At 40.8% G+C, this 25,927-nt stretch carries 24 protein-coding genes; 23 read left to right on the top strand and 1 reads right to left on the bottom strand.

The window, feature by feature from the left end; translation table 11 throughout:
- Positions 1-20 precede the first annotated feature (20 nt).
- The 3 genes from MUN87_RS09575 to argS are packed head-to-tail and all read left to right on the top strand — an operon-like array spanning position 21 to position 3,184.
- Positions 21-1,058 (top strand): AimR family lysis-lysogeny pheromone receptor, encoded by a 1,038-nt coding sequence (locus tag MUN87_RS09575; RefSeq protein ID WP_244747543.1) that lies wholly within the window; start codon positions 21-23, stop codon positions 1,056-1,058.
- A 16-nt stretch (positions 1,059-1,074) separates the two neighbouring features.
- Complete coding sequence (locus MUN87_RS09570) at positions 1,075-1,503, top strand: YwiB family protein (RefSeq protein ID WP_244747542.1); 429 nt, start codon at positions 1,075-1,077, stop codon at positions 1,501-1,503.
- Positions 1,504-1,516: 13 nt separating this feature from the next.
- Positions 1,517-3,184 (top strand): arginine--tRNA ligase, encoded by a 1,668-nt coding sequence (gene argS, locus MUN87_RS09565; RefSeq protein WP_244747541.1) that lies wholly within the window; start codon positions 1,517-1,519, stop codon positions 3,182-3,184.
- Positions 3,185-3,728: 544 nt separating this feature from the next.
- On the opposite strand, the gene MUN87_RS09560 is transcribed toward argS, so the two are convergent.
- A complete protein-coding gene (locus MUN87_RS09560; RefSeq protein WP_244747941.1) occupies positions 3,729-4,892 on the bottom strand; it encodes a phospholipase D-like domain-containing protein in 1,164 nt (387 codons plus the stop codon).
- Positions 4,893-5,015: 123 nt separating this feature from the next.
- Here MUN87_RS09560 and MUN87_RS09555 point away from each other — a divergent pair, with 123 nt between their 5' ends.
- The 20 genes from MUN87_RS09555 (at position 5,016) to MUN87_RS09460 (ending at position 25,873) form a co-directional block, all read left to right on the top strand.
- Positions 5,016-5,603, top strand: coding sequence for a P-loop nucleotide/nucleoside kinase family protein (locus MUN87_RS09555; protein WP_244747540.1), 588 nt, complete (start codon positions 5,016-5,018; stop codon positions 5,601-5,603).
- Positions 5,604-5,715: 112 nt separating this feature from the next.
- Positions 5,716-6,279: a DNA-directed RNA polymerase subunit delta gene (gene rpoE / locus MUN87_RS09550; RefSeq protein WP_244747539.1), complete on the top strand. Its 564-nt coding sequence runs from the start codon at positions 5,716-5,718 to the stop codon at positions 6,277-6,279.
- Positions 6,280-6,495: 216 nt separating this feature from the next.
- Positions 6,496-8,094, top strand: coding sequence for a CTP synthase (pyrG, locus tag MUN87_RS09545; RefSeq protein ID WP_244747538.1), 1,599 nt, complete (start codon positions 6,496-6,498; stop codon positions 8,092-8,094).
- A gap of 877 nt (positions 8,095-8,971) precedes the next feature.
- The gene (locus MUN87_RS09540; RefSeq protein WP_244747537.1) at positions 8,972-9,334 is read left to right on the top strand and encodes a response regulator; all 363 of its coding nucleotides are present in this window, start codon (positions 8,972-8,974) and stop codon (positions 9,332-9,334) included.
- 180 nt (positions 9,335-9,514) lie between these two features.
- Entirely contained in the window at positions 9,515-10,369 is an 855-nt protein-coding gene (gene fba / locus MUN87_RS09535; protein ID WP_244747536.1) for a class II fructose-1,6-bisphosphate aldolase, read from the top strand.
- A 492-nt stretch (positions 10,370-10,861) separates the two neighbouring features.
- Positions 10,862-12,148 (top strand): UDP-N-acetylglucosamine 1-carboxyvinyltransferase, encoded by a 1,287-nt coding sequence (gene murA / locus MUN87_RS09530; protein ID WP_244747940.1) that lies wholly within the window; start codon positions 10,862-10,864, stop codon positions 12,146-12,148.
- Positions 12,149-13,346: 1,198 nt separating this feature from the next.
- Positions 13,347-14,639 (top strand): transcription termination factor Rho, encoded by a 1,293-nt coding sequence (rho, locus tag MUN87_RS09525; RefSeq protein ID WP_244747535.1) that lies wholly within the window; start codon positions 13,347-13,349, stop codon positions 14,637-14,639.
- 156 nt (positions 14,640-14,795) lie between these two features.
- Positions 14,796-15,041: a type B 50S ribosomal protein L31 gene (locus MUN87_RS09520; RefSeq protein WP_244747534.1), complete on the top strand. Its 246-nt coding sequence runs from the start codon at positions 14,796-14,798 to the stop codon at positions 15,039-15,041.
- Positions 15,042-15,662: 621 nt separating this feature from the next.
- Positions 15,663-16,235, top strand: coding sequence for a thymidine kinase (locus MUN87_RS09515; protein ID WP_244747533.1), 573 nt, complete (start codon positions 15,663-15,665; stop codon positions 16,233-16,235).
- 549 nt (positions 16,236-16,784) lie between these two features.
- A complete protein-coding gene (locus MUN87_RS09510; RefSeq protein WP_244747532.1) occupies positions 16,785-17,663 on the top strand; it encodes a hypothetical protein in 879 nt (292 codons plus the stop codon).
- Positions 17,664-17,912: 249 nt separating this feature from the next.
- Complete coding sequence (prfA, locus tag MUN87_RS09505; RefSeq protein WP_244747531.1) at positions 17,913-18,983, top strand: peptide chain release factor 1; 1,071 nt, start codon at positions 17,913-17,915, stop codon at positions 18,981-18,983.
- Positions 18,983-19,855 (top strand): peptide chain release factor N(5)-glutamine methyltransferase, encoded by an 873-nt coding sequence (prmC, locus tag MUN87_RS09500; RefSeq protein ID WP_369414018.1) that lies wholly within the window; start codon positions 18,983-18,985, stop codon positions 19,853-19,855. The genes prfA and prmC overlap by 1 nt, the downstream gene beginning before the upstream one ends.
- Before the next feature lie 75 nt (positions 19,856-19,930).
- Positions 19,931-20,533, top strand: coding sequence for a stage II sporulation protein R (gene spoIIR, locus MUN87_RS09495; RefSeq protein ID WP_244747530.1), 603 nt, complete (start codon positions 19,931-19,933; stop codon positions 20,531-20,533).
- A 59-nt stretch (positions 20,534-20,592) separates the two neighbouring features.
- Positions 20,593-21,018 carry a hypothetical protein gene (locus MUN87_RS09490; RefSeq protein WP_244747529.1) on the top strand — a complete coding sequence of 142 codons (426 nt, stop codon included), beginning with the start codon at positions 20,593-20,595 and terminating at the stop codon, positions 21,016-21,018.
- Between the two features lie 204 nt (positions 21,019-21,222).
- Positions 21,223-22,239, top strand: coding sequence for an L-threonylcarbamoyladenylate synthase (locus tag MUN87_RS09485; RefSeq protein ID WP_244747528.1), 1,017 nt, complete (start codon positions 21,223-21,225; stop codon positions 22,237-22,239).
- Positions 22,240-22,327: 88 nt separating this feature from the next.
- Positions 22,328-22,876 carry a manganese efflux pump MntP gene (locus tag MUN87_RS09480; RefSeq protein WP_244747527.1) on the top strand — a complete coding sequence of 183 codons (549 nt, stop codon included), beginning with the start codon at positions 22,328-22,330 and terminating at the stop codon, positions 22,874-22,876.
- A 65-nt stretch (positions 22,877-22,941) separates the two neighbouring features.
- A complete protein-coding gene (locus tag MUN87_RS09475) occupies positions 22,942-23,505 on the top strand; it encodes a low molecular weight protein arginine phosphatase (RefSeq protein WP_244747526.1) in 564 nt (187 codons plus the stop codon).
- 32 nt (positions 23,506-23,537) lie between these two features.
- Positions 23,538-24,836 carry a methyl-accepting chemotaxis protein gene (locus MUN87_RS09470; protein WP_244747525.1) on the top strand — a complete coding sequence of 433 codons (1,299 nt, stop codon included), beginning with the start codon at positions 23,538-23,540 and terminating at the stop codon, positions 24,834-24,836.
- A gap of 33 nt (positions 24,837-24,869) precedes the next feature.
- Positions 24,870-25,310, top strand: a complete 441-nt coding sequence (gene rpiB / locus MUN87_RS09465) for a ribose 5-phosphate isomerase B (protein WP_244747524.1) — start codon at positions 24,870-24,872, stop codon at positions 25,308-25,310.
- A 20-nt stretch (positions 25,311-25,330) separates the two neighbouring features.
- A complete protein-coding gene (locus MUN87_RS09460) occupies positions 25,331-25,873 on the top strand; it encodes a TIGR01440 family protein (protein ID WP_244747523.1) in 543 nt (180 codons plus the stop codon).
- The last annotated feature ends 54 nt before the right edge of the window (positions 25,874-25,927 follow it).

Here is a 25,927-nt window from a genome sequence, read left to right as displayed (position 1 = left end):
AAAGTTTAGGGGTTTTTCACATGAGAAGAAATCAATTTATGCATGAGTTTTTGACAAAAGAGACAGAAATACCACTACATGTCGTTCATCAACAGTTAAAAGGTCATCCACATGAATTGCAGGATATGAAAGAGATCTGTTTAGTAACAGAAAAAGAAGCCAACCTTTGTACGGCAATGGAATATTTATACGATAACGGATTGTTAACAGAGTTAAAAGAGCTTATTGATAAAACAAAGCATGCAGAGAGTGAACAGCTTCGCAAAACATCACGAATCTATCAGATCATGTACAACCGCAAAAAGTTGAAAGCAAAACAAATAAAACCAGATGATCCGGAGTATTGCATTAAATATGTCAACCGGATCAGACTAAAGGACACGGATTATCGGCTCCATATATTACGAGATCTTGTCCAAATCTATTGCTATTTCGATATTCATCAGTATGGCAAGATCGGTACCTTTAATGAGAAGATAAAACAGAACTTAGCACATATTAAAGACCCATTGCAATATCAATTATTTAAATCGAGACTGGATGAGACATTGTTTGTTTTTCATTGGAAGCGAAATGAGATGATCTTATCACGCAAGTACGGCTATCGCTTATTAACCGAAACAAACAATACACGCAAAAAAATCGATATTCATAACATACTGGCACAAGGTTATTTATTTGAAAGCTACGATCAGGCGATGAATCATATGAACATGGCGATTGACATTGCCGGACAATTAGGGGCCGGACGAGCTTTTTATGGGTTGAAGAACTATACGCTGGCATTCATTGCTGCTTATTACAAACAAACAGCGGGCATTTCCAGTGAAGACAGGGCAGAGAAAGCCCATATTGCGCTGGCCGAGAATGACATAGATACCTGTGTCCGTATATTGGAAGACTTTGAAACGTTATCGCCCTTCCAGCAATATTATTTAGGGCTTGCTAAGCAGGATAAACAGTTATTGCGAACTTCCTACCAGCGATTTATCGAAGAACGCGATGATTATTTTTACGCAAAATTACCACTAGAAGCGTTAAACACGCTTGATGAATAAAAGGAAGCATGATAATGTGAATAAATCACAAGTTGCCATCAAAATGACGATGGAAATAGTCGATACTTCTCAGAAGGATGTCACGGTAATAGAGGAAACCGGTCAACTTTTTGAGAATGAGGGAAAGACGGTCTTGAAATTCAGTGAATTAAATGAGAATAAGGAACAAACCAATTCATTGATCACGATTCATCCGGACAAAGTCAGCGTCAAACGATCTGGCGCTGTATCGATGCTGCAACAGTTCCAGCGAAAGCAAAAGACGGAAAATGTCTATCGACATCAATTCGGTACGATTCATATGGAAACTGAAACAGATCAGATTCTCTATCAATCCCCTGAAGCACAAAGAGCAGGAAAGCTGTTTATCAGCTATCAGACAAGTTTAAATGGTGAGCCGCCGAGACGTCACCGTTTGACCATCACCGTGAAAAAAGAAAACTAATGGAGGTTATTGCATGAACGTGATGCAGGAAATGCAGGAAAATTTAAAAGCAGAAATAAAACGTGCAGTCTTAGCCGCAGAATTAGCATCAGAAGCAGAAATTCCTGATGTATTATTAGAGCAGCCAAAAGACAAATCGCACGGAGATTACGCAACGAATATTGCCATGCAATTAGCGAAAGTGGCAAAGAAAGCACCACGCCAGATTGCAGAAGATATTGCCGGACAATTAGATCAGTCCAAAGCATCGATTAAAAGTGTGGACATCGCCGGACCAGGTTTCATAAACTTCTTTATCGACAACAGCTATTTAACAAAGCTGATTCCGACCATTCTGGATCAGCAGGAAGCATACGGTGCTTCTGAAACTGGCAAGGGTGAACGCATCCAGGTAGAGTTTGTATCGGCGAATCCTACTGGTGATCTTCACTTAGGGCACGCGCGTGGTGCATCCGTTGGTGATGCTTTGTGTAACGTTCTTAGTAAAGCTGGCTATGAGGTGCAGCGTGAATATTATATCAATGATGCCGGGAATCAGATTAACAATCTTGCCTTATCGGTTCAGGCACGTTACATGCAAGCATTAGGTAAAGAATTTCCAATGCCAGAGGATGGTTACCATGGGGCCGACATTATTGGGATCGGGGAGACGCTTGCAAAGGAATACGGCGAATCCATTCTAGATAAGTCTGAGCAAGACCAGTTTGCTTTTTACCGTTCTTACGGTCTGAAGTTCGAATTAGATAAATTGGCAAAAGATCTCGGGCAGTTCCGTGTCGATTTTGATCATTGGTTCTCCGAAACTTCGTTATATGAAGAAGAGAAAATTGTACCAGCCATTGATCTTTTGAAAGAAAAAGGCTTTATTTATGAGCAGGATGGTGCAACCTGGTTCCGTACGACGGATTTCGATGATGATAAAGATCGTGTATTAGTGAAACAGGACGGTTCCTACACCTATTTATCACCAGATATTGCTTACCATAAAAACAAACTCGATCGCGGCTTTGACAAATTAATTAATATTTGGGGAGCAGACCACCATGGCTATATCCCGCGTATGCGTGCCGCCATTCAAGCACTAGGCTATGATGCAGACACGTTAGAGGTGGAAATCATTCAAATGGTCAATCTGTTTGAGAATGGTGAAAAGGTAAAAATGAGTAAGCGTACCGGTAAAGCGGTCACGCTCCGTGAATTGATGGAGGAAGTCGGTATTGATGCGATGCGTTATTTCTTCGTGATGCGTTCTGCCGATTCTCACCTTGATTTCGATATGGACTTGGCGAAATCGCAATCGAATGACAACCCTGTATACTATGTCCAATATGCGCACGCGCGTATTTGTACGATGCTGAAACAGGCACAGGATAAAGGCATTGACTTTACTGGCTATGACAGCAGTCTGCTTCAATCAGAAAAAGCAGAAGATTTACTGAAGAAGCTTGGCGAATTCACCCAGGTTATTGCGGATGCAGCCGAAAACCGTACGCCACACCGCATTACCCAGTATATCTTCGACTTGGCCGCTAACCTGCACAGCTTCTACAATGCAGAAAAAGTTATCAACGAAGACGACGTAGAAGCGACCAAAGCAAGACTGGCACTAATGGAAGCAGTCCGTATCACACTATCAAACGGAATGAACTTAATCGGTGTACACGCACCAGAAAGTATGTAAGCAAAAAAGCTGCGAAGCGTAACTCGCAGCTTTTTTTGTTTAAGAAATGATCGAAAGAATACGAACGGTTGAAGAAAGAGGAAGTTCAAGCGGAAGCGGGATTGAGAGTGGAGCTAACGCCCGAAGATGAAGGAAGTTCAAGGGAAAGCGGGTTTGAAAGAGGAGTCAACGTCCGAAGATGAGGGAAGTTCAAGCGGAAGCGGGCTCAAGAGAGTAGCCAACGCCCGAAGATGAAGGAAGTTCAAGGGAAAGCGGGCTCAAGAGAGTAGCCAACGTCCGAAGATGAAGGAAGTTCAAGCGGAAGCGGGTTCAAGAGAAGAGTCAACGCCTGATGAAACACCAAGTTCGAACCATGGTCACTTTTAAATCAATTTCAAACCACATGGGCTTGTCAAGAAAAGAAGCGATTATTTCAGAAAAGTGCTTCAGCCCTATATGCGTACCATATTTCCGTAGCTTTGATACGCATATACAACCTTTCAAAATTACAATTTTCTCAGTTTTTCTTATAACAGCCCACATGATCAATCACAAAATAAACCTGCTACAACAATTTCCGTATCGGTACAACCACCTTGGCTAGCAGTTTGAGGTACATCGGCTGGTGCTTGATCCAGTGCTCGCTCATTTTTTTGCTGGACTGAATGTCGGCGTCGAAGGCTGTGCGCATCTTGTCATAGAGCGGATGGCTGTTTGTGGCGATGATGTTGATCTCCTGGTTTAGCTCAACGCTTCGGCGATCAAAATTGGCCGTGCCGAAATCACACATTTTCCCATCAAAAAACAACACTTTTCCGTGAAAAAATCCATCCGTATACAGATAAATAGATGCACCGGCGTGTTGCATTTTTTCCAGATAAGGAAGTGCAGCCGCCTTTGTCAGAATATGATCGGCCTTATCAGGAAAAAGAATCGTTATCTTCACACCACGCTTGATCGCATGATGGAGAGCAAGCTCCATCTTTTTGGTCGGAATAAAATAAGGCGAGCCAATTTCGATTGATTCGCTGCTTTCTTTAATAAAACGAACAATTTCTTTTTCCAGGACATTTCCTTCTGTGGACAGAATTTGCAGATCACCATCATGCGTCCTTTTCTGCTCGATTTTCTCGCCCCAATCGATAGCAAAACATTGTTGGAAAACCTCTGAAATCTCACCTTCGAGCCGTAAATGATAATCCCGCCAATTGCCTAATTCGATATTTTTCCCTAGGTAGTCATCGCCGAGATTAAAACCTCCAATGTAACTAATTTGTTCATCGATAATCATCAGCTTTCGGTGATTCCGTTGCTGGATCCGGTAAAAAAGGGGAATGCGCGGCTTATTCGTTTTAAGAAACGGGAATTTATCCGAAACCCATTTGGAACGAAAAGCAATACTGCCAGCCCAATCCGCCATGAAGCGAACCTGTACCCCATCAGCCTGCTTATTTGCAAGCAGCGAATAGAATTGATTACTGATTCGGTCATTGCGAATAATAAAAAATTGAATATCAATCGAATGACGAGCGTTTTCGATATCCGTAAGCATCGCATCAAATAATGCATCACCTGTCGTAAATACATCCACTTTATCGGCGCGAGAGCGGATATGCTGGCTTTTGTTATGAATAGAAACGAGATAATTACCAATAAGAAAATCAATCCATATTAATAAAAGCAGTATGATAATCAGAAAAATCCAAAGCATGTCTATTCCCCATTTCATCAAGATACCTTCTCCTTACTTTGCCCTAATTACCGGGAAAACATAAGCAACATAATGGATGCGTTTTTTAAAATAATACGTTACCATATAGAAGGAATAGATAATATTAAATGAGGTGTAAACGTGCAGAAATTAGTATTTTTCGTTGGTGTAGCAGGAACAGGAAAAACAACCGTAGCAGAGAAAGTCACAGAGCAGATCCCATGTGCTTTCCTTGATCGTGATACAGTGGGCGGTCGTTTTGTGGAACGTTTTTTGGAAATGAATGATTTGGACCCGAATGATCGTGATTCTTCTTTTTATAAAGAAAATCTTCGTGATTTAGAATACGATACAACAAAAGATATATGTATTGAAAATTTACGCGTTGGACAAAATGTTTTTATGATTTCTCCATTTACAGCAGAACTAAAAAATAAGCAATGGTTGGAAGAGGTCATTGCAGCAAGTGGCAAAACAAAGGAAGATATTGATGTGAAAGTGGTTGTCGTAACCTTGGCAGACATTGAACAGCAGCGCAAACGAATCGAGGAACGCGGCACGGTTCGTGATTCATGGAAGCTGGATAATTGGGGCGATTACGAAACAAGAGTGGACTTTGTGCCAACGATTAATTGGGACATTCCAGAGGATCATATCGAGATTTTTGATAATTCCGGAGACTTGTCCGAAGAAAAAGTGACAAAATTAGTCGGATTTATTAACAAATAGTTGCCTGTTATATTGTTGCATTTCAATAAACAAAGCCATATAATATGATGGTAGAACTTAACTAGTCAGTCAGTGGCTTTACATATAGATTTGATAAAGGGGTGCTAGAAACGTGAGTTTACAGGACTTAACGAAAGAACGCGCAGAAGACATGGCAATGATTGATATTGCAACATTGATTTTAGAAGAAGAAAATAAAGCATTGAATTTCCGTGAGATTTTTGACCGTGTAGCGAAGATCAAAGGATTAACAGAAGCACAAATGGATATGTCGATCTCACAATTTTATACTGATTTAAATATAGATGGCCGTTTTATGACAAAAGGCTCGAACCTTTGGGGCTTAAAGAGATGGTATCCAGTCGAAGAAATTGATGAAGATATTACACCAGTTCCGAAGAAGAAGAAAAAGAAAAAGGCAGCAGCCAAGAAGAAGAAAAAGAAAGCAGCACCAGTAGAAGAAGTGGATGAAACAGAAGATCTGGATGAATCCATTGACCAGGACAGTGATAATGATGTTGTCGGCTTCGATGATGAAGATCTTGATTCAGATGTCGATGATCTGTCAGATGATGAAGATGATTTCGATTTTGATGATGACGAAGATCTCGACGATGATATCGATGAAGATTTTGACGATGATGATGAGGAAGACGACGAAGAGGACAATAAATAAAAAAATAGTTCTTATAGAGACTTGACTTTCGATAAGCTTCTGAGTAAAATTTTTATTGGGCTCTATAATTTAAGGAATCTTACAGCGTTCCCCTGCTTAAGGGGAGCGCTTTTTATTTTTTATTACCATGTACGACTTTATTTAACAATAGTTAGTATGAAAAAAATGATTCATACTAAGCAACAAATAGAACATTTAAAGAAAGAGGGATACAGTGTGACGAAATATATCTTTGTAACTGGTGGAGTAGTATCATCCATTGGTAAAGGAATCACGGCAGCATCATTAGGACGCCTGTTAAAAAACAGAGGCTTGAAAGTAACCATCCAGAAATTTGACCCCTACATTAATGTCGATCCTGGTACGATGAGCCCGTATCAGCACGGTGAAGTGTTTGTAACAGATGATGGCGCGGAAACAGACCTTGACCTTGGTCACTATGAGCGATTCATTGACATTAATTTAAATAAATACAGCAATATTACAACTGGTAAAATTTATTCTACTGTCATCAAGAAGGAACGTCGTGGCGATTATTTAGGTGGAACAGTCCAGGTTATCCCGCACATTACCAATGAAATTAAAGACAAAGTATTTCAAGCAGGTAAACAGACCAATGCAGATATCGTTATTACCGAAATCGGTGGTACGGTTGGGGACATCGAGTCATTACCATTTATCGAAGCGATTCGCCAAATCAAAAGCAATATCGGTAAAGAAAATGTTATGTACATCCATTGTACACTGGTACCTTACATTAAAGCTGCCGGCGAATTAAAAACAAAACCGACACAGCATAGTGTAAAAGAATTACGTTCTTTAGGTATTCAGCCTGATGTCATTGTGTTACGTACAGAGCATAAAATCAGCCAGGAAATGAAAGAAAAAATCGCATTGTTCTGTGATATTAATGAAAAAGCAGTAGTGGAATCTGGCGATGCGGATACTCTTTACCATGTGCCACTAGCGATGCAGGAGCAAAAATTGGATCAATTAACATGTGATCATTTTGGTCTGGATTGTCAATCTGCTGATATGACAGAGTGGAATCAACTCGTCGACCGCGTACTGAACTTATCGAAGAAAGTTACGATCGGCCTGGTAGGAAAGTATGTGGAGTTACCTGATGCCTATATCTCGGTAGTCGAAGCATTAAAACATGCCGGATTTGCACATGATGCAGATGTTGACGTGAAATGGATTAATGCTGAAGAAGTAGCTGTGGAGAATGTTGCTGCTGAATTAGCCGATGTCGATGGTTTATTAGTACCAGGTGGATTCGGTGATCGTGGTATCGAAGGAAAAATTGAAGCAATTCGTTACGCGCGTGAAAACAAGCTGCCGTTCCTTGGAATTTGCCTTGGTATGCAACTGGCAACTGTAGAATTCGCTCGTCACGTATTAGGATTAGATGGTGCGAACTCAGCAGAAATTGACCCGAACACACCTTATCCAATCATCGATCTTCTGCCAGAACAAAAAGATATATCTGACCTAGGTGGAACATTACGCTTAGGATTGTATCCATGTCGATTAAAAGATGGTACCAAAACAAAAGAAGCTTATGAAAACGAAGATGTTGTTTATGAGCGTCACCGTCACCGTTTCGAATTCAACAATCAATACCGTGACCAAATGGAAGAGCATGGTTTCATTTTCTCCGGGACAAGCCCAGACGAAAAATTAGTAGAAACCATCGAACTGAACGACCACCCTTGGTTCGTAGCATCCCAGTTCCACCCAGAATTCAAATCAAGACCAACAAGACCACAAGAGCTATTCAAAGGCTTCATTAACGCAACAGTGAATAGATAAAACAAGAAACAGGAGATCATTCTCCTGTTTTTCTTTTTTTGATCAGACGAGTATACAGCAGTTATCATAGGGAACGTGAAATTAAGTTTCTATAATGTGGGTTATGTTAACAAAGCAGTCGTGCTAGACATTGTATTTCATTAAAACTAAGGTGTAAATCTCGCAGATAGTGCTCGTTATCCTAGCTGCTGCATGAATTGTGGAGCTATACATCAGCGCAGGCAAACCACTTCGCATCATGTGGGCACGGCTGAAGCTAGGCTGCTACTTGAGCTACTTGTCAGAGCTAGCATATTGATCGCATGCATATATAATAGCTATGGAAAAATGCCAAGAACCACTGCTATCTGCTGTTACATACGTTGTAACACTTCCTTAAGCGTAGGAAATAGGCGGAGACTCCCGTGGGATCAGCACGAGCTAAAGATCCACTTTTGAAAGGAAAGAATTTTCTTTCAAAAGTTAGCTTCAGCCGTGCCCCACAGGACGCGGAGCCTATTTCCGAAGCTTTGCTAAGCAGATAATCTATGTCAAAATAAGCATTTTGCAATACAGTTCTACAAAATAGCTAGTTGTATATTATTTGGACCAATTAGTCCCGTTTCCAGCACATGCACTTTTTTCAAAATAAGAAAAATCATCCAAAATATGGACATGTAATAAATGATGATCAATCAAGCGTATTTTCCTAAATTAGTATGCCAAACATCTATTTTTTGTAAATAAATTATGTATTTCATACGAATTTTGCAGGATTTTCTCGCTTTATATCGAACTATTAAGTAAAAGGGCTTATAATATGCTGTATCATTTTCCATAAACCAGTGATTCATATTATTTATATAGAGATAAAACGTAATAAAGGAGCTGGCAAATAATGAATAAAACAGTGTTAGTAGTAGACGATCAAATTGGAATACGCCTTTTATTAGAAGAGGTAATACAGCAAGAGGGCTATCAGGTAGAGTTAGCATTAAACGGGAAAGAAGCATTAGATAAAGTGACAGAAAGTAAGCCTGATTTAATGATGTTAGACTATAAACTGCCGATTATCGACGGATCAAAATTAGTGAAACAATTAGAAGAACAAGGAATCATGATACCGACCATTATCATGAGTGGTCTTCCGGAAAAAGCAAAGGAAGATGTTGAAAATCTCCAGTCCGTCAAAGAAACGATTGGAAAGCCATTTCAATTGAATGATATTCGTGAATTAGTCAATAGAATGTTAAGTGAATAAGCTTCCATTTTTGTGTAATGTTCATAAATTCGCAAAAAATTTATGAGGTAAGCGTTTTCTATGAATTGCGATGTTGCACCTTTTTGTCGGAATTGGTATTCTATTTATGGGTGCAATCTATCGATGTATGATCGATTGTTTTTAACAATTGTCTATACATACCTTAAAGGAGGAGCAATTATGCCATTAGTTTCAATGAAAGAAATGTTAGAGACTGCTAATAAGAATCGTTATGCGGTTGGGCAATTTAACCTTAACAACCTAGAATATGTACAAGCTATTCTTCAAGCAGCAGAAGAAGAAAAATCTCCAGTAATCCTAGGAGTATCTGAAGGTGCTGGAAAATACATGGGTGGTTTCAACGTTGTAGTAGCAATGGTTGAAGCAACAATGGAAGCACAAGGTACAACAGTTCCTGTAGCTATCCACTTAGACCATGGTTCAAGCTTCGAATCTTGTGCGAAAGCAATCCATGCAGGATTCACTTCTGTTATGATTGACGCTTCACACGATCCATTCGATGAAAATATCGCTGTTACTTCTAAAGTAGTAGAACTGGCACATTTCCACGGAGTTTCTGTAGAAGCAGAGCTTGGTACAGTTGGTGGTAATGAAGATGGCGTACAAGGTGGAATCATGTATGCAGATGCAAATGAATGTAAAGAGCTAGTTCAACGTACTGGTATTGACTGTCTTGCACCTGCACTAGGTTCTGTACACGGTCCTTACCAAGGTGAACCAAACTTAGGATTCAAAGAAATGGAAGAAATCAACACTATTGCTGGTATTCCATTAGTACTTCATGGTGGAACTGGTATCCCTGTAAAAGATATTCAAAAGGCCATTTCTTATGGTACATCTAAAATCAATGTAAATACAGAAAACCAAATCCAACAAACAAAAGTGGTTCGTGAAGTATTAGAAGCAAACCCAGAAATGATCGACCCACGTAAATATTTAGGACCTGGACGCGACGCAATCAAAGAAACAGTTATTTCTAAAATGCGCGAATTCGGTTCTTCTAATAAAGCGTAAGTATACATGTAAAGCCACTCTTCACGGAGTGGCTTTTTGTATGGATTTTTAGAGGGATCGTGAAAGTTGTTCATAAGGATGGAGCTAATGGACAGAAAATAAGCGAAGTCGGAAAAGTTGTCCGCAAGAAAGGATCTTATGGACAGAAAATGAGCGAAGACGAAAAAGCTGTCCATAAGAATCAATCCGATTGTCTTTTCATGTCCAAAGCTGCACTATTCGTCATTTGGATAACTGCCTTATTCAAGATCCAGCCCAGGGGCTAGTTCTATTACTGCAAACTCATGCAATAAGTCTCCACCATCAACAACCCACATTTATTTCATCAAATAGTCATCGAATCAACTGTTTGAAAACCTCTATAAATAAGATATAATAAGATTAATGTGTTTTTTATTACATAAATTTGGCAAGTGTTGCACAAGCTATAATTATACATGTTAAGTGGACAAAATGACGACAGGAATCCTTGAAAGTGAGGGAATAGATACCATGCAAAAGTTGCTTATTGAGGGCGGCCATTTGTTAAACGGAAAAGTTCGGATCAGCGGCGCGAAGAATAGTGCGGTGGCGTTGTTACCAGCATCGATTTTGGCAGATTCGAAAGTAATTATTGAAGGTTTACCAGATATTTCAGATGTAGAAACGTTAAGTTGTTTATTAGAAGAAATCGGTGGAACAGTGGAACGAAGAGGACAAACTGTTCATATTGACCCGGCTGAGATGACGGCTATGCCATTACCGAATGGACGGGTGAAGAAATTAAGAGCATCCTATTATTTCATGGGAGCGATGCTGGGACGATTTAAAGAAGCAGTTATCGGTTTGCCAGGTGGCTGTTACCTTGGTCCACGACCGATCGATCAGCATATTAAAGGTTTCGAAGCACTTGGTGCAACTGTTACCAATGAACAGGGTGCAATTTATTTGCGTGCCAAAGAATTGACAGGAGCCCGTATCTATCTTGACGTGGTCAGTGTTGGCGCGACTATTAATATTATGCTGGCAGCTGTGAAGGCAAAAGGCAGAACAGTTATTGAAAATGCGGCAAGAGAACCCGAAATTATTGATGTAGCAACATTATTGACAAGCATGGGCGCAAGAATCAAAGGTGCTGGTACTGATGTGATCAGAATCGATGGCGTTGAGGAATTGACTGGTTGCATGCATACGATTATTCCTGACCGAATTGAAGCGGGTACCTATACGATCATGGCGGCAGCACAAGGTGAAAAGGTACTGATTGATAATGTGATTCCGCAGCACCTGGAACCATTGCTGGCAAAATTGCGTGAGATGGGCGTGCAAATTGAGGAAGGGGAAGAACAGCTCTTAATTTCTCGAAGTGATAAGCTTAAGTGCGTGGACATTAAGACGTTAGTCCATCCTGGCTTCCCAACCGATTTACAGCAGCCATTCACCTCCCTAATGACGAAAGCGGAAGGCACAGGAGTTGTCACTGATACAATTTACCAGGCAAGGTTTAAACATATCGATGAATTGCGAAGAATGAACGCTCAGATTAAAGTAGAAGGCAGCTCAGCGATCATTCAAGGACCGACACCGCTAGAAGGTGCTAAAGTAAAAGCGAGTGACCTCCGCGCTGGTGCGTCATTAATTGTAGCGGGTCTGATGGCGAACGGTGTAACGGAGATTACCGGTTTAGATCACATTGACCGCGGCTATGCCAATATTACCGAAAAATTAGAAAACCTCGGAGCAAAAGTATGGCGCGAAGAAATGACAGAAAAAGAAATTCAGCAATTCCAAAATTCATAACTAAAAAAAGAGAAGCGCCAAGCGTTTCTCTTTTTTATCGCAGAAGAAAGCTATAAACACAGTCACAGCAGTAAGCACATTGAACAAGAAATGGACTTCCTATAATATGGATTGTGTCAAATAAGGCTGTATTATAGAATAGTAATTTTGATATAGTTTATCTGCTTAGCAAAGCTCCGGAAATAGGCTTCGCGTCCTGGTGGCACGGATTCAGCTAGGCTACTACTTGAATAACATCTGTGCTGCCTTGTGCCGAGGAAGCTCACTTCGAAGCAATGCTTGCAGACACAGTCACAAATGATGTGGATCTTCAGCTCGCGCTGAGGCATGAGGAGTCTCCGCCTATTTCCTACGCTTCAGGGAAGTGCTACAACGAATGGCAGAGCTAAAAGCAGTGGTGCTAGACATTATAAATCATAAAAATGGCTATCCATGCAGATAGTGGTCCATATCCTTCATGTCGCATCAGTTGTAGAGCTCCCATCCTAGCGTAGGCCAACCACGTAGACTCCCACGGGACAGGCAGGCGCTGAAGATCCACAACGTCTGCACCTGTGTCTACTAGTAACGCTTCGAAGTAGGCTTCCTCGGTGCAAGGCAGCAGAGTAGTAATTCTAGTAATAGCCTAGCTTCAGCCGTGCCCCGCAGGACGCGAAGTGGTTGGACGGAGCGGTATCCCAGTACATGAAACATATCAAAATAACCACTGTGCTGATAAGTTAACTGGCAAGTGGTCATGTTGATATGTATTGTATACATATCTGCAAGGAGCATCTTTCATTATTGGAACTGTAAAGCCCCTTATATTCCACAAAAAGTCATTTTTTCACAAACTAAATCATAAAAAATATGAAATTCTGCAAAAATTAGTTGAATATCTTGTCCTAACCATGTACTATATAAAAAGAATACAAGATCTCGATTTTTCCGTATAATGGAGTTCTTCCAAGTATCAAATAAAAAGTAAAATATAACTTGCTTCCATCTCATACTCTTCTTGGGATTTTAAGTGATCTCAGTGCTCCAATTGAGTTTCCTAAACTGATTACATTTTTAAAAACATTGAAACAATTTTATTAACCATTGAATAATAGTCAATTCATAGAATTGATGCTATTCCCCGTGTTTATCAAGTTGTGAACGGTTAATCTCGAATTACGAAAGATGGAACAACATAAAAAATAGGTGTGGTGATTTTGTGAGTGAAGTAACAATTTCTGAATTAGAATCAATGACATTAAAAGAACTTTATGCACAAGCGAAAGAATATAAAGTGTCTTATTATGCTAAATTAACAAAACGTGAATTAATCTTTTCTATATTAAAAGCACAAGCAGAGAAAAGCGGCTACTTATTTATGGATGGTATTCTGGAAATTATCCCGACAGAAGGGTTTGGTTTCCTTCGTCCAATAAATTATTCGCCAAGTGCAGAGGATATTTATATCTCGGCATCGCAAATTCGTCGTTTTGATTTGCGTAACGGTGATAAAGTCTCCGGTAAAGTTCGTCCTCCAAAAGAAAATGAGCGTTACTATGGACTATTGCATGTAGATGCGGTAAACGGTGAAGATCCGGAAGCGGCGAAAGAACGTGTACACTTTCCAGCTCTGACCCCATTGTATCCAGATCGTTTAATGAACCTTGAAACAGACACGAAGTTAATCTCGACTAGAATTATGGACTTGTTAACGCCAGTTGGTTATGGGCAGCGTGGACTGATCGTTGCACCGCCAAAAGCGGGGAAGACGATGCTGTTGAAACAAATTGCCAACAGTATCACCAGAAATCATCCAAATACGAAGCTGATTATCCTGCTGGTGGACGAGCGTCCTGAGGAAGTAACGGATATCGAACGCTCGGTTGACGAGAATGTCGATGTTGTCAGCTCGACGTTTGATGAAGTGCCGGAAAATCATATTAAAGTAGCAGAACTTGTGCTAGAACGTGCGATGCGTTTAGTGGAACATAAGAAAGACGTTGTTGTCTTAATGGATAGTATTACACGTCTTGCGCGAGCATATAACCTGGTAATTCCTCCGAGTGGAAGAACGTTATCTGGTGGTATTGACCCTGCAGCGTTCCACCGTCCGAAACGATTCTTCGGTGCTGCCCGTAATATCGAAGATGGCGGAAGCTTTACTATTTTGGCAACAGCGCTCGTGGAAACAGGTTCTCGAATGGATGATGTGATTTACGAAGAATTTAAAGGAACTGGAAATATGGAGCTGCATCTTGACCGTAATCTTGCCCAGCGTCGTATTTTCCCTGCGATTGATATTCTTCGTTCCAGCACACGTAAAGAAGAATTACTTGTGTCGAAGCAGCATTTAGAAAAAATGTGGGCGATCCGCAAGAGTATGCAGGATTCACCAGATTTCTTAGAGCGGTTCCTGCGTAAATTACGCTCCACGAAAAATAATGAAGAATTCATTTCTGTATTAGAGGAAGAAATGAAGCGAAAAGGGACAAAAAAACCGACAAATAATTAAGGGAAGATGACAATTGATACCAGCTATTGATTTTTATTAAATTAAGCTTGCATTCAATAGGTGAGATTGTTATAATCTTTCTGTATGACAAAAGTGCGTGCGTCGCATAATCTCACTCTGTTTCTTAAGGATTCAGGGCAAAAGGAGTGGACAGACATGAAAAAAGGCATTCATCCAGAATACCAAAAAGTAGTTTTTCTTGATACAAGTTCTGACTACAAATTTCTAGGCGGATCTACAACATCATCTGATGAAACAATCGAATGGGAAGATGGCAACACATACCCATTAATCCGTGTAGAGATCAGCTCAGCTTCTCACCCGTTCTATACTGGTAAGCAAAAAGCTGACAAAGTCGGCGGTCGTGTTGACCGATTCAAGAAAAAATACAACCTTAGCTAATTGGTATTTTTTCATTGTACGGAGATATAATAGGATATTAATCCTTCGAAACAGGCAAATGCATCAATTATTTGCCTGTTTTTTATTTCCGAAATTGATTAGAAAACACAATTTTGATTATGAATATAGATAATGACGACTCCAATTTTGCCAGCAAATGGGGCATCTGCGGGGAAGTTCTGTTACGAAAAAGTACAAGTAAGGATGCTTCATATGGATTATGTAAAATGGAGCTGTCTGATTTTGTGGTGATTTTGATAGAATCTGCTTAGCAAAGCTCCGGAAATAGGCTCCGTGCCCCGCTTGCACATACAATATATCAAAATCATCGCAACGCTAGTAAATATAATCCCTATTATAGGTAATTGAATTTTATTTATGTTAGCTAGAGCCGGTTGGGCTTTTTCGTAACATGTACATGAAACAGGGGCGGTTCTCCTGTTGCGTTTATTGAGACGATTAACATAAATACAACAGGAGAATCGTCTCTAATTTTTACACATAGAGAACAAAACTCTAGGGAAAATCAGAAGACCTTTAATCGATAAGGCAGCAATGAAGGACCAGAAGAGATATCTGTTAGACAGATAAAAAGGAAAGTGAAGGTTAAGGGGGAGAATTGTGGCACAATTATATTTTAAATATGGAGCAATGAATAGTGGGAAATCAATCGAAATATTAAAGGTAGCCCATAACTACGAAGAACAGGATAAACCAGTTTTAATCTTCACTTCGGGAATTGATGACAGAAATGAGATAGGTTACGTTTCTAGCAGAATCGGTCTTAAAAGAAAAGCACTTCCAATATATGAAGAATCAAATATATACGACGTAGTTAAGTTTTGCGAGCAAAGACCACATTGTGTACTGGTGGACGAGGCGCAATTCCTAAACAAAGAACACGTTCTACAGTTAACGAAGATCGTTGATGATCTTGATATTCCTGTAATGGGCTTTGGCTTAAAAAATGACTTCCAAAACGAATTGTTTGAAGGAAGTAAATATTTTTTACTGTATGCCGATAAAATTGAAGAAATGAAAACAATATGTTGGTTTTGTGCAAGAAAAGCTATTATGAATTTGCGTGTAGATGAAAGAGGCAAGCCAGTCTATAAAGGTGAACAAATTCATATTGGAGGAAATGATGCCTACTATCCGGTATGTCGTAAATGCCACGTCAATCCACCACTTTGAAAACATTTCTTGTTTGATTAAATAGAACATAAGTTAACTCAATAAATCCCACCTGCATCAGTAGGTGGGATTTATTGATGTTGTATTTATAAAAGAGGTTTCTCTGCTAATGGTGCTGGTTTTTACCCCCGCATACTTTTGCAATTGCTTTATAATCAGGTTATTAAACTTGAGAGTAAAATCAAACTGTTCAGCTATCAAATAATGGTTAGTATAGGATGGATCAAATTTAAAACTAAAAAATTAAACTACAGGTATTATTACCTATAATAAGGAAAAATATTTAAAAAAAGAAAAAAAAGCCGATAAAGGTTATAGAATTATATTTTAAAAAATAAGAAGTAAAATGAAAAAGTTTATTGTTTCATTACTTGTACGAATTGCACACTGTTATTTGTTACCTTAAGTTAGTGCTACTGACTACTGAGACCTTCTGATATTATACAACTGGTTGTTACTTCTAATCGTAACGAATTAGATTCGAATGAGAATTGACTTTATCATTTTGCTTATTCCATGTATCGACCTCACTAAAAGGAGTGACTAAACTTGTACATTAACACATTTAATAATCAGTCTTTACACTTGAATAATAGTTTGCGTATTGAATCCAATCAAACAACACGTGAGGATATTAAGAATTCAGCGAGTATAAAGTTGGACAAGTTAACTCTTTCTGATGTTGTAGGAGAGATGAGAAAAGATGCTGATTTAAGGTTGAAAGTTACTGAAATGAAGGAGAAAGAACAAAATGACTCAGATTATGACAAATATTACTCTTCATTTTTGGGGAAATTAGAAGGGGTTCCTGAAGAAGATAAAAATCAGCTAACAGAACTAATTAAAACAGCATTAAAACGTAATGGAGATTATTTTTCAAATGGTTGGACGAGTGATAAAGAAAGCATGTATCATCTTCAGACTCAAGAAAAGTTAAACCTTATAGCTGAAAAGCTGGCTCCTGATTCAGTTAGAGATGAACTGCTCTCAATAACAAACCAGTACACAAACGATAAGTTGGATCAGACGGTTAACAAGTCATTAAGTGTTTACGAGGCTATTTATAACCGGGACAAAGGAAAAGCAGGAGAATATGTTCAGATTGTAAATCGGATGAAAAATTCCATTAAGAACATTCAGGAAGGTAATCATGATGTTCAAGTTGAGCAAAAACAGTACAAGGAGTTATTTTCTAATTTAAACTCATTGCCCCCATTTCAAAACCAATATGAAGAGGTTATGACGGGATATAAGGAAATCCAAAAAGATCAATTAGATGGATCTTGGAATAAGAAGACCGAATCGCGTATAGATAAAAATATTCAGTTATTAAGAGAAGATTGGAATGATTTTGTTAGTCAATTTGAAGAACTGGATTTTTATAGACTTTCTTCCGATAAATACTCTAAGATCGATTTCAAAGTTTAAATGTCGGGTTGTTACTGGTTTAGATTAGTCTGGTCGTAATTATATTGCGACTAGGCTTTTTTTATTTTAATTACCTAAATAAGCACGAATAATGTACAATAGTAGTTATGCTCTCCTTTTTGGGATAACATCCATTGAAGTGAATTTCGCTAACCTTCAATGGACAACCCTCCCCATTGAAGGAAGTCTCGCTTTATACTATACTGTAACTTAGTGAAGTTTCGTTAATCGTAGAAAGAGGTGAAGGGCGTGTTAGATCGTTTAGAATCGTTAGAAGCACGTTATGATAAATTAAATGAATTATTGAGTGATCCGGAAGTCATTAATGATTCGAAGAAATTAAGAGAATATTCGAAGGAACAGGCGGATTTACAAGACATTATTACGGCGTATCGTGAATATAAAGACATTACGGAGCAGTTGAGTGATGCGAAGGAAATGCTCGAGGATGACTTGGATGATGAAATGCGTGAAATGACCAAAATGGAAATTTCGGAGCTTTCGGAGAAACAGGAAGAATTGGAAGAGCGCCTGAAGATTTTATTATTGCCAAAAGATCCGAACGATGACAAAAACGTTATCATGGAAGTTCGTGGGGCTGCTGGTGGTGATGAGGCTGCTTTATTTGCCGGGGATTTATTCCGGATGTATAACCGCTATGCGGAAGCGCAGGGCTGGAAGATTGATATTATGGACTCGAACACAACGGGTGTCGGTGGATTTAAAGAGGTTGTCTTTATGATCAACGGGAATGGCGCCTATTCAAAATTGAAATATGAAAATGGGGCGCACCGTGTACAGCGTGTGCCTGAGACTGAGTCTGGCGGACGTATCCATACTTCTACTGCAACAGTAGTCGTTATGCCGGAAGCAGAGGAAGTGGAAGTTGACGTTCATGAGAAAGATATCCGCGTTGATACCTTTGCATCAAGTGGACCTGGTGGGCAGTCGGTTAACACGACAATGTCTGCCGTACGTTTAACACACGAGCCGACTGGTATTGTTGTATCGATTCAGGATGAAAAATCACAAATTAAAAACAAAGAAAAAGCGATGAAGGTATTGCGTGCTCGTATTTATGATAAATTCCAGCAGGAAGCACAGGCAGAATACGATCAGACACGTAAGTCAGCGGTTGGTTCCGGGGACCGTTCGGAACGGATCAGAACGTATAACTTCCCGCAAAACCGTGTAACAGATCACCGGATTGGTCTTACGATTCAAAAGCTTGATCAAATTCTGGAAGGTAAAATGAACGAAATCGTTGAAGCATTAATCATCGAAGAACAAGCGCAAAAGATGGAAGAAATCGGTGAATAATGATGACTTCTAAGACGATTCATGAGGCCCTGACATGGGCTTCTTCTTTTTTAGAAGCACATCAATGTGAACCAAAAGTCGCCGAGATTCTTTTGCTGCATGAACTGAACTGGACCAAAACCGATCTGCTTCTCGGCTTGCGTGACAGTCTGCCAGCAGAAAAATGGCAATCATTCTCCAAAAATGTTTCCACACATGCTGAAACCAAAGTGCCGGTACAGCATTTAACCGGTGTGGAAAACTTTTACGGCAGAAGCTTTCGTGTGAATCAGCACGTCTTAATCCCGCGTCCGGAAACGGAAGAGCTCGTCCAATATGTGCTCGGACATATGAACAACGCTGTGCAGAGTGGTGTCGATATTGGCACAGGCAGTGGAGTCATCGCGATAACATTAGCGAAAGAATCGCGATCCCCCATTGAGATGCTGGCAATCGATCTGTCGGATCAGGCCTTACAGATGGCACGGCGTAATGCAGACGAACAGCAGGCAGCGATTACCTTTTACCAGGGAAGTTTCCTGACGCCGCTCGTTACAGAAGGGAAAAAAGTAGACATGATCGTCTCGAATCCACCTTATATTGCCTATGAGGAGGCTGATTCCTTAAATGAGACGGTGCGTCTATTTGATCCTGAGCTTGCGTTGTTTGCTAAAGAAAACGGACTCTATGCCTATCAGCAAATCATCAGCCAGGCACCACACGTATTAACCGAAGGCGGCCCGCTCTTTTTCGAAATTGGCCATACACAAGGAGATGCCGTATCAGCAATGATCAAGGACCAATTTCCAGCCTATCAGACCAGCGTGATACAGGATATCAACGGAAAAGACCGGATTGTGCATGGTTACTTACCTGACTCTGCAAAAAAATAATAGTTTACCAGTTTAAAAGTTTTCGTTCTTGTCCACAATAGGACTAGCAAAAGATTGAGCTAGGAGGAGAAGAGAATGCGAAAACTTTTTTTATTTTCTGTACTTATTTTTTTAATTATCGGTTTTTTTCCGCAAAAAATAGAAAGCAAGGACGAAAATGCGTACCAGGTGATTCCGGATGAAGCGATTCGTCTGCGAATTTTAGCTAATAGTGATAAGGAAGAAGATCAGGCACTCAAACGGGAAGTACGGGATGCGGTCAATCAAGAGGTCACCAAATGGGTCGAAAAAATGGATGACATTGATGAAGCGCGCCAGCTTATTTCTTCTCGAATCGATGAAGTAGAGCAAATCGTTGCAGATACTGTTGCTGAAGAGCAGGTTGAATATAAAGTGGAATACCGTAAGGACGTGAAGTTCCCAACGAAATTATATGATCATTATTTATATCCGGCAGGTGAATATGAAGCGATTCTTATCTCACTAGGAGAAGCGAAGGGTGCTAATTGGTGGTGCGTCGTCTTTCCGCCGTTATGTTTCCTCGATTTCTCTTTTGGTACAACCGTTCAGGATGAAGAAAAAGAAGAGGCTGCCGAATCGGAATCAGAAGATAACGAGGCGGAAGAGAAGGAAGAAGAGGTAGAATATACATTTTTCTTCTTAAAATGGTTTCAATAGGCATAACTCTATCATTTCGTCATAGATTAGTAGTAAGACCAAATGATAGAGGTGATAGGATGTTAAAAGCAACAAATTCTATATCCGATCAAGAATTTGACGCGTTTTTTAACCAGCAGTTAGCCATGTTCGATCGAGATGAAATGAAAAAATATGGGTATTTCTTGTATCAACAGGATCAACCAGCTGCCTTTTTTTCCTTACTGCCAGTTGACCGTAACAGCTATTGGCTGCGAACACTCGTGATGAAGCAGCACGTTTCTAAGTTATTACCGATCACTATTTTTGAATCAGCAGAAAGCTTAACCCACAATTTCGGAGCATCCTCCTTAATTGTGCACAGTAAGACGACGATATTAAATGAGTTATTAACACAATTAGGTTATCAACAGACTGAGCAGGTTTTGGACGAATCACTCGATGCCTCTTGGTGGATAACCACTGTGTCAAATGTGGATAAAAAACACAGTTATTCACACGAATAAAGCGATTTGTGCATAACATTGTAACGATTGTGGGTAACAAGTAAAACTATCTGATAATTTCGAAATTAATCTGTGTATAAAACTGCCGTTTATGCACAGATTTTGTTCGTGATGTGGAAAAGGTTGTGGATAGTTGCAGATCCTTGCGAAAATAACAGAATCGTTTCATAATAACGATAGAATATATCGAGAACGAGGGATAGTATGAAAACAGAATTTTTGGATGCTACACCATCCGCATTACAACAAGCCGCTCAATGGTTACAAGCACAAGATGTTGTCGCCTTTCCGACCGAAACGGTGTACGGACTAGGTGCAGACGCTACCAGCGAACCAGCAGTAGCGAAGATTTTTCAGGCAAAAGGGCGTCCCGCTGACAATCCGTTAATTGTCCATGTTCATGGACGTGACCAAATTGCACGCTATGTCACGGACGTTTCCCTGATGGCACAGACGTTAATCGATCAGTTTATGCCGGGACCTTTTACGATTATTCTAAAAAGTAATGGGACGGTAACGCCGACCGTAACGGCTGGATTAGACACGGTCGCGATACGTATACCGGCTCATCCGGTGGCAAGAGATCTTATCGAAGCGGCCGCTTTACCAATCGCTGCACCGAGCGCCAATCTGTCCGGTAAGCCAAGTCCGACGACCGCTAGTCACGTGTATCAGGATTTAAATGGCAGAATTGCAGCCATTATCGATGGCGGTGCAACGGGCATTGGGCTTGAGTCAACTGTAGTCGATGCAACTGGAGAAGTCCCTGTTATCCTGCGACCAGGTGGTGTCACCAAGCAGGACATCGAACAGGCGGTTGGACGAGTAGAACTGGCAGGGACACTGACAGAACAAGAAGCACAGCCGAAATCGCCAGGCATGAAATATAATCATTATGAACCGGATGCACCGCTCGTTTTAATTAGTGGCGATTCAGCATTTTTCCAAGCGCAGATCCAAAGCTATCAGCAAGAAGGAAAAAAGGTTGGAGTCATTGCCAGTAATGAACGGTTGACGCAACTCGCTGCAGATCACGATTATGCGTGTGGCAGCAGAGACCACTTAGAGGAAGTGGCAGCAAAGTTGTATTACGCACTGCGCTATTTTAATGATACAGATGTGGATATCATTTTGGCCGAAACATTTACACAAGCAGGAATCGGCGCAGCTATTATGAACAGGCTGTCCAAAGCAGCTACTTATGAGAAGAAGCAACAATAAAACATATAACAAAGCCTCCTAGCATAAAAATGGGACAAGGGGACAGTTTTGTCCAATTGTTTTGTTTGACGGCGAAGGAGGCTTTTTTATGGTGGCGTCAATAAATGAAATCGTATCGATTATATGCATGGCGTTTGCATTAGGGATGGATGCTTTTTCAGTCGGGTTGGGAATTGGAATGCAGGCAATCCGTCTTAAACGAATATTGCTGATCGGTTTTGTCGTCGGAATTTTTCATGTTGTGATGCCGTTTATCGGATTAATGCTCGGCTCGATTCTGTCCAGCAAAATTGAAAGTATCGCGATATTGGCAGCGGGGTTATTGTTATGTGCGATCGGTTTTCAAATGATATGCCAAACCTTTATGAAACAGCAGAAACCAATATTAGCACCGGTTGGCTTTGGACTGTTTATCTTTTCTTTCAGTGTCAGTCTTGACAGTTTTTCGATCGGTTTATCGCTTGGTTTATCTGGTGCCGCTACTGCTTTTGCGATCACGATGTTTGGCTTATTCAGTATGGTGTTAACATGGACAGCCTTATTGATCGGGAGACGGACCCATCATTTATTAGGTACGTACAGTGAATTATTGGGCGGTGTTATTCTGTTTGGCTTCGGCTTGGTCGTGCTGTTGTAAACACTGCGAGAGACATCCTCCATATGCTATAATAGAGGTGGATCATCAAAAATGGAGGAACCAACATGACCAATATATTATTTGTATGTACGGGTAATACGTGCAGAAGTCCGATGGCTCAGGCGATCATGCAGCATAGAAGTGAATGGAATGTCCAATCAGCTGGTATTTTTGCTGGAGAAGGTGCCGATGCCTCCCAAGGTACGAAAGAAGTGCTGCATGCGAAAGGTATCCCTTTTCTGCATCAATCGCAGCCTGTTACGGATTCCTTGCTGGAGTGGGCGGATCTGGTCCTGACAATGACGCAGAACCACCGTGATCTGTTAAAACAACAATACCAAGCGGCAACGAACAAGATTTATGCGCTGAAAGAATACATCGATCCAGATTATGAACAAGCATGGACAGAGCTGAAAGAAGCGTATGCGCAGCTCGAAGATCAGAAGCTGGTTGGAAAAGAAATGCAAGCAGATGTTATCAGAAAGATCAATAAACTCGAGAAAAAGGTACAGAATGTCGATATTAGTGATCCCTTTGGCGGAAATATCATGACTTATCAAAAAACTTATGAAGAATTAGATAATTATCTTGCACAATTAGTCAAAAAGATGGAGAATGAAAATAGATAAAAAGTCATGTTTTTACCTTAGGAGGACTCCATATGGAACAAGCAAAAAAAGGTGCAAGTTTACGCATTAAACTGGTGGTTTTCACGACGTTACTAGCTGTTATTACCTATTCCACCAGTGCTTTCTTTATCTATTTTCTACAGGAAGTCATTCGGCCCATCATCCAGATTCCGGAGATGGTCTACGTATTAGCGACATTATTATTAGGAATTATCTGGTCCGGCATTCTGGCGTTTGCTGCAGCAGGATTTATCACGAAATCATTAACCAAGCTGAAGGAAGTCGCCGAGCGAGTGGCGGAAGGAGATTTGAATCAGGAAATCGAGTCTCCGAAATCAAGAGGTGACGAGGTGGCAGCCCTAACCATTGCTTTTCAAAAAATGGTCGGTCAGCTAAAAACAGTTTTGCTTGATATTGATCAGCATGCCTCGGAAACGACAGAATCGGTACATAAGATGAAAGAAGCGGCTTCGAATACGAAGGAGCAGACCAATACGTTAGAGGATACCGTTGGCCAAATATCTGCTGGTGCAGAAGAAACGTCTGAAGCGATTCAGCAGACAGCGGAAGCCGTGGAGAATTCTACGAGACTCGCCACCCAGGTCGATCAGAAAGCAGAAGAATCACAACGGAAATCGAATGAAATGGTCGAGCAATTGAATCAATCGAAAGACGTAATTAGTCAGTTAGTCACAGGTATTACCCAGCTTGCTGATAATCAGGACCATGCGCTCCATGATGTTAATCGATTGTCACAAAATGCCAAGGAAGTAGAGAATGTCATTTCTTTAGTAGGTGATATTAGTGAACAGACCAACCTGTTAGCACTTAATGCCTCCATTGAAGCTTCGCGTGCAGGGGAAGAGGGCCGAGGTTTCGCTGTCGTTGCCGAAGAAGTGCGAAAATTGGCGGATCAAAGCTCAGACGCGGTCAAAACTATCTCGGAATTAATCCAAGCTATGCAAAAGGATGTCGAGTTAGTCGTAACGAATATGCGCACGCAAGTGGACGAAGCGAGAGGCGAAGTCCAAAAAGGCGAACAAACAACAGCTGTCATCGATCATATGTCGACCTCCGTACTTCAAGTAGCGGGTGCCATAAAAGAAATTTCGGACCTGGTCGACCATCAGCTGCAGGAAATCGAAGCAACCCAGGCGAAGTCCCAAAACGTGGCAGCGATTGCGGAAGAAACATCGGCAGGGGCAGAAGAAATGCGAGCTACCATCGAAGAACAGGCTAACTTCGCTGAAAGTTTAGAAGGATTGGCGATTTCACTCGAACAGCAAGCACAAAACTTGAAATTAAAAATCGGCCAATTTAAGCTAAGCTAAACAACAACTTTTTCAAAAGGAGCTTGAAACAGTATGAAAGTCATTTTGGCATCAGATCACGGGGGGATTAATCTCTCAAAAGAAATCGTTTCATTATTGGAAGAATTGAATATTGAGTATGAAGATATCGGCTGTAACTGCGCTGATTCAGTAGACTATCCTGATTATGGCATACCAGCTGCAGAACGAGTGGCGAGTGGGGAATTCGATCGTGGTATCTTAATTTGCGGTACCGGTATTGGCATGTCGATTGCGGCCAACAAGGTAAAAGGTATTCGCGCGGCCCTTGTGCATGACCTTTTTAGTGCGAAGGCAACGCGTGAACACAATGACTCCAACATGATCACAATGGGAGAACGTGTCATTGGTCCTGGTCTGGCAAGAGAAATTGTCAAAGAATGGTTAGGAACAGATTTTCAAGGTGGACGTCATGCCAACCGTATCGGCAAAGTAGCAGATTACGAAAATAACTAACAGAAAGAGAGGGGAAATCCATGAATTTAGATCAATGGGCACAGGATGTAAGATCAATAGTGGATGAATGGATTTCACAAGCAATTCTTTCAGAAGGTGATTTGTTCATCGTCGGCTGTTCGACGAGCGAAGTCGCTGGTGAGCGAATCGGAACGGCAGGCAGTGAAGAAGTAGCGGCGATGGTTTTTCAGGAACTGACCCGTTTGCAGGAGAAGACAGGTGTTTCTCTTTGTTTTCAATGCTGTGAACATTTAAATCGTGCGGTTGTTATCGAAAAGTCGCATCTTCGGGAACGTCAATTGACACAAGTAGCTGTCCGCCCTGTCCGAAAAGCAGGTGGCGCGATGGCTTCCTATGCATTCGATCATATCGAGGATGCTGTCCTCGTTGAATCGATACAGGCTGATGCCGGTATTGATATCGGTGAAACCATGATTGGTATGCACTTGAAACCGGTAGCTGTGCCGCTTCGTATGGAGAAACGCTACGTCGGGCATGCCCGCACAACGAATGCTCGAACGCGACCGAAGTTAATCGGCGGACCGAGAGCTGTTTATCAATAAGACCGCTTCAAGTATTAGAAAGAAGCAAAGTGGGAGTAGACAGACGCTGACACC

The sequence above is a fragment of the Gracilibacillus salinarum genome, assembly GCF_022919575.1.
Taxonomy (GTDB): Bacteria; Bacillota; Bacilli; order Bacillales; family Amphibacillaceae; genus Gracilibacillus; species Gracilibacillus salinarum.
Note: the sequence above shows the minus strand (reverse complement) of the source record. Positions and strands in the feature narration are given on the sequence as shown.

Coding starts and splice junctions, on each gene's coding strand:
- MUN87_RS09575 (WP_244747543.1), top strand. CDS start 21: ATGAGAAGAAATCAATTTATGCATGAGTTTTTGACAAAAGAGACAGAA.
- argS (WP_244747541.1), top strand. CDS start 1,517: ATGAACGTGATGCAGGAAATGCAGGAAAATTTAAAAGCAGAAATAAAA.
- MUN87_RS09560 (WP_244747941.1), bottom strand. CDS start 4,892: ATGAAATGGGGAATAGACATGCTTTGGATTTTTCTGATTATCATACTG.
- MUN87_RS09540 (WP_244747537.1), top strand. CDS start 8,972: ATGAATAAAACAGTGTTAGTAGTAGACGATCAAATTGGAATACGCCTT.
- fba (WP_244747536.1), top strand. CDS start 9,515: ATGCCATTAGTTTCAATGAAAGAAATGTTAGAGACTGCTAATAAGAAT.
- murA (WP_244747940.1), top strand. CDS start 10,862: ATGCAAAAGTTGCTTATTGAGGGCGGCCATTTGTTAAACGGAAAAGTT.
- MUN87_RS09520 (WP_244747534.1), top strand. CDS start 14,796: ATGAAAAAAGGCATTCATCCAGAATACCAAAAAGTAGTTTTTCTTGAT.
- prmC (WP_369414018.1), top strand. CDS start 18,983: ATGATGACTTCTAAGACGATTCATGAGGCCCTGACATGGGCTTCTTCT.
- spoIIR (WP_244747530.1), top strand. CDS start 19,931: ATGCGAAAACTTTTTTTATTTTCTGTACTTATTTTTTTAATTATCGGT.
- MUN87_RS09490 (WP_244747529.1), top strand. CDS start 20,593: ATGTTAAAAGCAACAAATTCTATATCCGATCAAGAATTTGACGCGTTT.
- MUN87_RS09485 (WP_244747528.1), top strand. CDS start 21,223: ATGAAAACAGAATTTTTGGATGCTACACCATCCGCATTACAACAAGCC.
- MUN87_RS09480 (WP_244747527.1), top strand. CDS start 22,328: ATGGTGGCGTCAATAAATGAAATCGTATCGATTATATGCATGGCGTTT.
- MUN87_RS09475 (WP_244747526.1), top strand. CDS start 22,942: ATGACCAATATATTATTTGTATGTACGGGTAATACGTGCAGAAGTCCG.
- MUN87_RS09470 (WP_244747525.1), top strand. CDS start 23,538: ATGGAACAAGCAAAAAAAGGTGCAAGTTTACGCATTAAACTGGTGGTT.
- rpiB (WP_244747524.1), top strand. CDS start 24,870: ATGAAAGTCATTTTGGCATCAGATCACGGGGGGATTAATCTCTCAAAA.
- MUN87_RS09460 (WP_244747523.1), top strand. CDS start 25,331: ATGAATTTAGATCAATGGGCACAGGATGTAAGATCAATAGTGGATGAA.